7 protein-coding genes are annotated in these 9,406 nt (G+C 55.6%); 2 read left to right on the top strand and 5 right to left on the bottom strand.

What is annotated here, in order from left to right:
- On the bottom strand, positions 1-2,634 hold a 2,634-nt coding region (gene nifJ, locus ACO5Z0_RS08950), incomplete at its 3' end, for a pyruvate:ferredoxin (flavodoxin) oxidoreductase (RefSeq protein WP_485650009.1).
- A gap of 222 nt (positions 2,635-2,856) precedes the next feature.
- On the opposite strand from nifJ, the gene ACO5Z0_RS08945 reads away from it, so the two are divergent.
- Both ACO5Z0_RS08945 and ACO5Z0_RS08940 read left to right on the top strand, forming a co-directional pair.
- Positions 2,857-4,197 (top strand): SGNH/GDSL hydrolase family protein, encoded by a 1,341-nt coding sequence (locus ACO5Z0_RS08945; RefSeq protein WP_485650008.1) that lies wholly within the window; start codon positions 2,857-2,859, stop codon positions 4,195-4,197.
- Positions 4,198-4,327: 130 nt separating this feature from the next.
- Entirely contained in the window at positions 4,328-5,497 is a 1,170-nt protein-coding gene (locus tag ACO5Z0_RS08940; RefSeq protein WP_485650007.1) for an FprA family A-type flavoprotein, read from the top strand.
- A gap of 124 nt (positions 5,498-5,621) precedes the next feature.
- Here ACO5Z0_RS08940 and ACO5Z0_RS08935 read toward each other — a convergent pair whose 3' ends face one another.
- From ACO5Z0_RS08935 to glmM, 4 genes are all read right to left on the bottom strand, one after another.
- The gene (locus ACO5Z0_RS08935; RefSeq protein ID WP_442672619.1) at positions 5,622-6,758 is read right to left on the bottom strand and encodes a sodium ion-translocating decarboxylase subunit beta; all 1,137 of its coding nucleotides are present in this window, start codon (positions 6,756-6,758) and stop codon (positions 5,622-5,624) included.
- Between the two features lie 27 nt (positions 6,759-6,785).
- Positions 6,786-7,118: an OadG family protein gene (locus ACO5Z0_RS08930; protein ID WP_442675963.1), complete on the bottom strand. Its 333-nt coding sequence runs from the start codon at positions 7,116-7,118 to the stop codon at positions 6,786-6,788.
- Positions 7,119-7,245: 127 nt separating this feature from the next.
- Entirely contained in the window at positions 7,246-8,046 is an 801-nt protein-coding gene (locus tag ACO5Z0_RS08925) for a sirohydrochlorin cobaltochelatase (RefSeq protein ID WP_485650006.1), read from the bottom strand.
- Complete coding sequence (glmM, locus tag ACO5Z0_RS08920; RefSeq protein WP_485650005.1) at positions 8,043-9,392, bottom strand: phosphoglucosamine mutase; 1,350 nt, start codon at positions 9,390-9,392, stop codon at positions 8,043-8,045. Before glmM ends, ACO5Z0_RS08925 begins: the two co-directional genes overlap by 4 nt.
- Positions 9,393-9,406: the final 14 nt, after the last annotated feature.

Raw genomic sequence — 9,406 nt, 5'->3', positions numbered from 1 at the left:
GAGACCGAACTCTGCGTTGTCTTCGAAGAGGGAGTTCGCCCAAGCCGGACCATAGCCCTTTTCGTTCGTCGTATACGGCATCGCCGGTGCGCTGCCGCCCCAAATCGACGAGCAGCCCGTCGCATTCGAGATCATCATGCGGTCGCCGAAAAGCTGCGTGATGAGCTTCGCATACGGTGTCTCGCCGCAGCCTGCGCAGGCGCCCGAGAATTCGAGCAGCGGCTTTTCGAACTGCGAGCCGATGACCGTATCCTTCTTCATCGGATTCTTCTTCGTCGCAACCTTCTTCGTATCCACCGCATAGTCGAAGTAGACCTGCTGCGCCTTGAGATTGTCGTCAAGCGGCTTCATGTCGAGCGCCTTTGCCGGGCAGACCTGCGCACAGTTGCCGCAGCCGAGGCAGTCCATCGTGGAGACGGCGATCGTGAAGTTGTAATCCTTGACCGTCCTGACCTTCTTCGAGGGGAATCCAGCAGGAGCCGCATCCTTCTCGGCATCCGTCGTAAGCACCGGACGAATCGTCGCATGGGGGCAGACATAGGAGCACTGATTGCAGCCGATGCACTTCTCCGTATTCCAGACGGGTACGTTGATCGCCGTGCCGCGCTTCTCGTAAGCCGCGCCGCCGACGGGGAACGTGCCGTCGACCATTTCCTCGGCAAACTGCGAAACCTTGAGACGGTCGCCTTCCTGGCGGTTCATGATGTTCTGAATGTCCGTGATGAACGCCGGAATCTCATGCGCCTCTTCCTTCTCGTCCTCAGCATTCGCCCAGTCCGCCGGAACATTGACGCGGTGCAGAGCCTCGATGCCCTTGTCGATCGCGCCGTTATTCATATCGACGATATTCTGACCCTTGCTGCCGTAAGATGCGACGACGGCATCCTTGAGGTACTTGACGGCCGTCTCGATCGGAATGATGTTTGCAAGCTTAAAGAACGCAGACTGCATGACCATGTTGAAGCGACCGCCGAGCCCGAGCTCCTTGGCGATCTCCACCGCATTGACCGTATAGAACTCGATGTCGTTCTTCGCGATGTAGCGCTTCATGTAGGCAGGCAGATGCTTCGAGAGATCTTCCTCGCTCCAGACCGTATTGAGCAGGAACTTGCCGCCGCGTTTAAGACCCGCAAGAAGATCGTACTTCGTCACATAAGACTGCTGCGAGCACGAAATGAAGTTCGCATTGTGAATGAGATACGGCGAATTGATCGGAGACTTGCCGAAGCGCAGATGCGACATCGTGATGCCGCCCGACTTCTTCGAGTCGTAAGCGAAATACGCCTGCGCGTACATGTCAGTCTTGTCGCCGATGATCTTGATGGCGCTTTTATTCGCACCGACCGTGCCGTCAGAGCCAAGACCCCAGAATTTGCAGGCCGTCGTGCCTTCCGGCGTGAGATCGACATCCTCGGGATACTCTGCAAGCGACGTATGCGTCACATCATCGTCGATGGCGATTGTGAAGCCATGCTTCGGATCGTCCTTCTTGAGTTCCTCGTAGACCGAGAGGACATGGTCAGGCGTCGTGTCCTTACCGCCGAGACCATAGCGACCGCCGACGATGACGGGATTCATATCGGAGTTGTAGAATGCAGCCTTGACGTCGAGGTAGAGCGGCTCGCCGACAGCGCCCGGCTCCTTCGTGCGGTCGAGGACGGCGATCTTCTTGATCGTCTTCGGCAGATACTTGAAGAAATGTTCAAGCGAGAACGGACGATAGAGATGTACGGAAAGCAGGCCGACCTTTTCGCCCTTGGAGTTGAGGTAATCCACAGCTTCGCCGGCCGTCTGACAGATGGAACCCATAGCGATGATGACACGCTCGGCATCCTTCGCACCATGATAATCGAAGAGATGATGCTCGCGCCCTGTGATCTTCGCAAGATCCGCCATCGCTTCTTCAACGAGTTCAGGCAATGCCTCGTAGTACTTGTTAGCGGCTTCCTGCGACTGGAAGTAGATATCCGGATTCTGCGCCGTGCCGCGAACGACCGGATGGTTCGGATTCAGCGCACGCGCACGGAACTCCTTCAGAGCGTCCTGGTCGACGAGCTTCGCGAGATCGGCGAAGTCAATGACCTCGATCTTCTGAATCTCATGCGACGTACGGAAACCGTCGAAGAAGTTGATGAACGGCACGCGTCCCTTGATGGCGACAAGATGCGCGACAGCGGCAAGATCCATGACTTCCTGCACACTCGCCTCACACAGCATCGCACAGCCCGTCTGACGCGCTGCCATGACATCGCGCTGATCGCCGAAAATATTGAGGGATGAAGTCGCCAGAGCACGGGCGCTCACATGGAACACACCGGGAAGAAGTTCGCCGGCGATCTTGTAAAGGTTCGGGATCATCAGAAGGAAGCCCTGCGAAGCCGTGTACGTTGTCGTCAGAGCGCCTGCCTGCAAAGAGCCGTGCACAGCACCTGCCGCACCTGCCTCGGACTGCATCTCAATGACGCGCACCTTCTGACCGAAGATGTTCTTCGTACCCTTCGCTGCCAGAGCATCCACATGCTCCGCCATCGGCGAGGACGGCGTGATCGGGTAGATGGCAGCAACATCGGTGAATGCGTAGGAAATATATCCTGCAGCCGTGTTGCCGTCCATAGTCTTCATTTTTTTGCTCATGTTTTGAATTGCTCCCCTCTTTATAAAAAGATACAAAACACATAAATGTGGGTAATACCCGCTACGACCTATTATACACCGAACTATGCCTGTTGTAAATAAACAGCATGAGGAACAATTCGGAAAAATAGGAGAAAATCGTCGATGGATTGACTGCATTTCTAAATCTCTATATAATGGGAATTATTACAGTAAACACATGCGCTCTGGGAGTTGAATCGCTTGCACCACCTTCGCCGCTTGAAAATCCTTCTGCCCGTCCTATCCCTTCCCCTATTCCTCTCCTTGACGATCTCAGAAGGAGACGAAGCGCTCTATGCCAAGACGCCGCTTCGCGCCATCACGGAAACTTCCACACTGCATCCCCTATCCTTTTCCCCCATTCTCAACTGGGAGAAAAACGTCAACGCCACACATTACGAAATCGAATTTTTCCGCGAACCGCCCACCGACTGTTATCCCGATACATCTTCTTCCGAAGCTGCATGGCGCTCTAAGGATGTTTATGCGAGCAGCTACAACCCGCCGCTCTTTCTCTTCGCCGCCGACCTTTTAGGACGTGCGCCTCTCTACTGGCGCGTACGCGCCCTCGACTTCGACGGCACGCCTGTATCGCTTTTCAGCGCACTCATGCCGCTCTATACGAGCGCTGCCGCCACGCCGAACATCATGACCGTACCGCTGCCCATCGCTTCATCCGAGTTCACGGCGCCGCTCCTCTATCCTGTCTATCACTGGGTGCGCCCCTATCGTGCGCATGCCTTCGAGGTCGCACTCTACGCAGAAGAGCCAACGGAAAATCCCGACGCCGAACCGCTCGACACAATGACGACGCGACTTTCTGAAATCTACGACCAGAAGCCCCGCAGCGGCTCAGGATTTTTCTATTGGCGCGTGCGCTCGCTCGACGAGACGGGCGAACCCGCAAGCGACTGGTCTCCCGTGCTGAAGTTTCGCAACGATCCCGAAGACGGCTGGGAAATCGCGGTCTTCGGCGACAGCATCAGTCACGGCGGCGGTCACATCTCCTACGGTCCTGCCGACCACGAATTCAGCTGGCTCTCCTACCTTGATTTTCCCGCGATCAACCTCTCAATGAGCGGCGACACGAGCGAGACGATGCTCGATCGCTTCGAAGCAGACGTCCTGCCCTTTCACCCACGCTATCTCCTCATCATGAACGGTACAAACAGCCTGCGCGCCGGTGTCAGCGCCGTCGAAGTCATCGCTGCCCTCGATGAACTCAAAAAACGCTGTCTCGCGAACGACATCCGCCCCATATTTCTCACATTACCGCCGATCAATCCCGAGAACATCGCGCGTGCTTTTGATGAACCTACGGCGGATGACTGGCAGACGCAGTTTTCCCTCGTCAACACTTTCCTGCGCACCGAGGTGCACATTGACGTAGCAGCATCATTCTCCGCTCAGCCGCTACTGCCGACGGAATTGGCTCTCGACGGGCTTCATGAAGATGTGCTGGGCAAGCAGCTCATCGCCCAGACGGTCAACCGCGCTTGGCAGCAAGCGAAACAGGAAGCCGACCAGTTGCCTGCGCAGTAGGTTTTGGGGCGCGATGACAATATATTATGGAGAATATATTGTATTTATCGCTCTTCCGATATAGAATATAGATTATAGATTCAAAATACACGGATATGCTCCGTTCCAAAAGAAAGGCGGTACTATCAACATGCAGGCAATCGAAATCAAGAAAGGCATCTATTGGGTCGGCGCCATCGACTGGTCGATGCGCAGTTTTCACGGCTACGAGACAGGACGCGGTTCGAGCTACAACGCCTACCTCATTCTCGACGAGAAAATCACGCTGATCGACACGGTGAAGGAACCGTTCCGCGATGAACTCATCTCGCGCATCGCCTCCGTCATCGACCCCGCCAAGATCGACGTCATCGTCTCGAACCATGTCGAGCCTGACCACTCGGGCTCCATCCCCGCGATGATGAAGCTCTGCCCCAAAGCGGAAATCTACACGAGCGACCCAAACGGCTTCAAGGGGCTGACCGCCCACTACGGAGATCTTCCCTATCACGGCGTCAAGGCGGGCGATGTACTGAACCTCGGCAAACGCACGCTCAAGTTCGTGCCAACGCCTATGCTCCATTGGCCCGACAGCATGGTCACCTACTGCCCTGAGGAAAAGATCCTCTTCTCGAACGACGCCTTCGGTCAGCATCTCGCCGCCTCCAAGCTCTTCGACGATGAAGTGGACTTCGCCATCCTCATGGAAGAGGCGAAAAAGTACTATGCAAACATCCTCATGCTCTACGGTCGACAGGCGCAGACAGCCTTGAAAGCGCTCGCAGGAATCGACATCGAGATGATCGCCACAGGGCACGGCCGCCTCTGGCGCTCCCATATCCCCGACATCCTTGCCGCCTATCAGAAGTGGAGCGCGGGCGAGTTGGAAGAGAAAGCCGTCGTCGTATTCGACTCCATGTGGCACTCGACGGAAAAAATGGCGCGCACCATCGCTGAAGCTTTTGCCGAAAAAGGCATTCCCACGCAGTACTACGACATCAAGAAAACGCATATGTCCGACATCGTCGTCGATGTCCTGACGAGCCGCTACCTCGCCGTCGGCTCGCCGACCATCAACAATCAGATGATGCCGACCATCGCGGGCTTCCTCTGCTACCTCAAGGGACTCGCGCCGAAGGGACGCGAAGCTTTCGCTTTTGGCTCTTACGGCTGGGGCGGTCAGAGCATCAAGCTCGTCGAAGATGAGCTCAAGGCCGCCGGTTGCAACATCTGCCTCGACATGATCCGCGTCGCGAACGTACCGAGCAAGGAGCAGCTCGACGAGATTCGCGAGAAGGTCAAGGGAATTGAGACAAACTAAACGAGGACACAAAAACGCCGCTGAAAAATTCCAGCGGCGTTTTCCTTTATCCCAGACAAAAGCGGCAGGATTCCAAACGCCTGCCGCTTCAAAAACAAGATGAACTTTTCCAGATCTTCCCTCTTTACCGTCCGAGCATCGCGAGCATCGTGCCGGCGGCTACGGCGGTGCCTATGACACCGGCGACGTTCGGTCCCATAGCGTGCATGAGGAGGAAGTTGCCGGGCTTCGCCTTTGCACCGACGACTTGGCTGACGCGCGCCGCCATCGGCACAGCGGAGACGCCGGCAGAACCGATCAGCGGATTGACCTTGTGCCCCGAGACGACGTACATAATTTTGCCGAAAATGACGCCGCCCGCCGTACCGCCGATGAAAGCGATAAGACCGAGCATGATGATCAGAAGCGTATCCCTTGTGAGGAAATGCTCCGCCGACATCGTCATACCGGTACCTGTAGCGAGAAAGATCGTGATGATGTTGCACAGAGAATTTTGCGCCGTATCCGAAAGGCGGTCGGTGACGCCCGATTCACGGAAGAGATTGCCGAGCATGAGCATGCCGAGAAGCGCCGCAATCGATGGCAAAAGCAAGCTGATAAAGATGGTCGCAACCAGCGGGAAAAGCACCTTCTCAAACTTCGAAACTTCACGCAGCTGCTCCATGACGACCTCGCGCTCCCGCTTTGTCGTAAAGAGTTTCATAATGGGCGGTTGAATGAGCGGTACAAGCGACATGTAGGAGTATGCTGCGACGGCGATCGCTCCCAAAAGATTCGGTGCAAGTTTCGATGCCAAATAGATGGACGTCGGTCCATCGGCGCCGCCGATAATGCCGATGGCAGCAGACTCTTCAATGGAGAAGCCACAGACCATCGCAAGTCCAAGAGCAACGAATACGCCGATCTGTGCCGCCGCCCCAAGAAGGAGCGTATTGGGATTGGCGATCAACGGGCCGAAATCCGTCATGGCTCCAATGCCGAGAAAGATCAGCGGCGGAAAGATCTCATAGGTGATACCGAAGTTGATCGCTTTCATGACGTTCATCTCTTCACCGAAGAAACCCGTCTCCGGAAAGTTCGCTAAGATACAGCCAAAAGCGATGGGTCCCAACAGCAGAGGTTCAAACTCCTTGGCGAATGCCAAATACAGAAGCACAAGACCGACGAGGATCATGATGGCGTTGCCCATCGTGAAATGCGAAAAGCCCGACCCCAACCAGACGGCCTGCAGGGATACGATAAAAGCATTGAGGAATTCCATGATTTTGCCTCCTTTGCATCCGATGTCCTAGCGCAGCGTACGTCCGGAATTTTTCCAACCGTCACGCGCCAACGGACGAATCGTACGAATCGCCCCGCCGGAAAAACCACAAAGCGTAACGGCTGCCGTAATCGCCGCGACGACTTCTGCCGACAGACCCTCGGGCTGCGGCTCAGGAGCGACGCTCGGCGCCGGCATCGGTGCTGCGACGGGCACGACCTGCGCTTCTTCCTTCTTTTTCGTCGGGTCAAGGGCATGGATCAGCCGAATCAAGAAACTCAGCGAGATCAAGACGATGAATACGACGGTCATGTTGATCAACATGATGATTAAGGGATTCGTTGTTACTGGCTGTGACATACACTCACCTCATTTTGGATAGATGAAAAATGTGCGTCTTGCAAGGAAGTGTATCGTTTCCTTGTTCCTATTATAGATGAATTTTCAAAAAACTTAAAATACATTATACGAATACAAGAGATAACTCTCAGTTATCCTCTATAAGATGCCGTACCTTTTCTATATAAAGACGGCGAAATGCCGCTCTTTCTCCAAGCGTCTGCATCGCGATACGCACGGAAAAGCCTGCGCGCTGCAGGCGACTTTTCCACGAAGCGGGCGCTTCTCCCGCCATATCCTCGGTGACATGGCGACCGCCCGCCAACAGCAGCGGTGCGAGCAGTACGCGTTTTTTCCCGCTTTTTCGCAGACGATCCAAAACCGTGGCGAAATTCGGCGTATCCGTCTCCTCAAGCACGCCAATATAGAGAGATTTCCCCTCTTCATCCGCTCTCTGCTGCAGCAGCGCATAGACCGGATTGTGTCTGTGCGGCGAACCGTGCCCCATGAGAACCGCCGCTTCGTCTTTTGCCGTCACAATCTCGGACGAGATAGCGGCAAGACCGCGTACGATGTCATCATTTTCCGTACCGTCGCAGCGGAAAAAAATCGGCTCGCCGATTCGAAGCACGGCAAAACGCGCATAGAATGGCTCCGCTTCTTTGAGAATCTTATTTTCGTACTCTTCGCCCGGCGTCAGAAGAGCAGGCTGCACATAGACTTCTCGTACCCCCTTGCCGCACAGCTTTGCCAAGCATTCTTCCAAAGACGGCATCTCTATGCCTGATGCTTTCAACCGACGGCGAATGAATGCAGATGTATAGGCTTCAACAACCGAAAATCGCGGGAACGCCATCTCCAGCTCGGAAACGAGCGGCGCGAGACTCTTCTCCCGCGCCTCTTGCGCCGCCACACCAAAGCTGACAAATACGAGGACAGGGCGCATCATCCCTGCTCCTTTTTAACGACATCGGCAATACGCCGGCAAATCGCTTCGAGCTGTGCTTGATCGGCGCCTTCCGCCATCACGCGAATCAAAGGCTCCGTGCCCGAAGGACGAACGAGAATGCGCCCATCGCTGCCAAGCTCTTTTTCACCCGCGCGAATGGCAGAAGCAATTGCCTCGTTTTCCTCCCAGCCTTCTTTCGTCGCGACAACGACATTGACGAGGAGCTGCGGATAACTCTTCATCTGCCCGGAAAGCTCCGACGCCTTGCGGCCCGTGCGCTTCAATGCGACAAGTACCTGCAGCGCGGTGATGAGTCCGTCGCCCGTCGTACTGAAGTCGGAAAAGATAATATGTCCCGACTGCTCGCCGCCGAGCCGATAGCCATGCTCGCGCATATTTTCAAGCACATAGCGGTCGCCGACCTTCGTTATTTCCGCACGCCCGCCTGCTTCTTCAATCGCCTTGTGAAAGCCGATATTCGCCATGACCGTTGTCACGACGGTATTCCCTGCGAGCGTTCCCTTCTCCATCATATCCTTAGCACACATGACAAGGATATGATCGCCGTCAATGACCTCGCCCTTTTCGTCCACGCACAGGCAGCGATCCGCGTCGCCGTCGTGCGCAACGCCGATGTCAGCGCCATCTGCGAGCACCGTCTTTTGCAGTTCTTCCAGATGCGTCGAACCGCATCCCTCATTGATATTGACACCATCCGGCTCCGCATGAATCACATGCACATCTGCGCCTAAACGGCGCAAGACGCGCGGCATACAATCGTACGCAGCGCCATTTGCACAGTCAAGCACGACCTTCAAACCATCGAGCGAAATGCCCGCCGTCCCCTGCACGAAATCCATGTATTCGCGCACATATTCCTTACGTCGCTTGATTCTGCCGATGTTCTCACGCGTCGCACGCGGCAGGCTTTCTCCGGTTTCTATGCGGCGCACGAGCTTTTCGATTTCATCCTCTACAGCATCCGGCAACTTGTAGCCGTCACCGCCGAAGAACTTGATGCCGTTGTCATAAAAAGGATTGTGCGATGCCGAAATGACAATGCCAGCAGCCGCCTTGTGCGTCCTCGCCAGATAGGCAACGGCGGGCGTCGGGCAGACGCCGACAATCTCAACGCGCCCGCCGGCAGAGCATATTCCCGTCGCCAAAGCAGACTCGAAAAGGTTGCCCGAAATACGCGTGTCGCGGCCGATGATAATCAAGGGATTCTCCTGCACCTTCTCGCCAAAGTAAAGTGCCGCCGCCCAGCCAAGGCGATAAGCCAACTCAGGGCGAAGCGCCGCATTTGCTTCCCCGCGAACGCCGTCCGTACCAAAAAGTCTTGCCATGAAATCCTCTCCTA

It is taken from the genome of Selenomonas sp., assembly GCF_057272215.1.
Note: the sequence above shows the minus strand (reverse complement) of the source record. Positions and strands in the feature narration are given on the sequence as shown.

What these genes read in the sequence shown, in the direction of transcription:
- ACO5Z0_RS08925 (WP_485650006.1), bottom strand. Translation starts at nt 8,046, where the DNA reads ATGATGCGCCCTGTCCTCGTATTTGTCAGCTTTGGTGTGGCGGCGCAA.
- ACO5Z0_RS08930 (WP_442675963.1), bottom strand. Translation starts at nt 7,118, where the DNA reads ATGTCACAGCCAGTAACAACGAATCCCTTAATCATCATGTTGATCAAC.
- ACO5Z0_RS08940 (WP_485650007.1), top strand. Translation starts at nt 4,328, where the DNA reads ATGCAGGCAATCGAAATCAAGAAAGGCATCTATTGGGTCGGCGCCATC.
- ACO5Z0_RS08935 (WP_442672619.1), bottom strand. Translation starts at nt 6,758, where the DNA reads ATGGAATTCCTCAATGCTTTTATCGTATCCCTGCAGGCCGTCTGGTTG.
- glmM (WP_485650005.1), bottom strand. Translation starts at nt 9,392, where the DNA reads ATGGCAAGACTTTTTGGTACGGACGGCGTTCGCGGGGAAGCAAATGCG.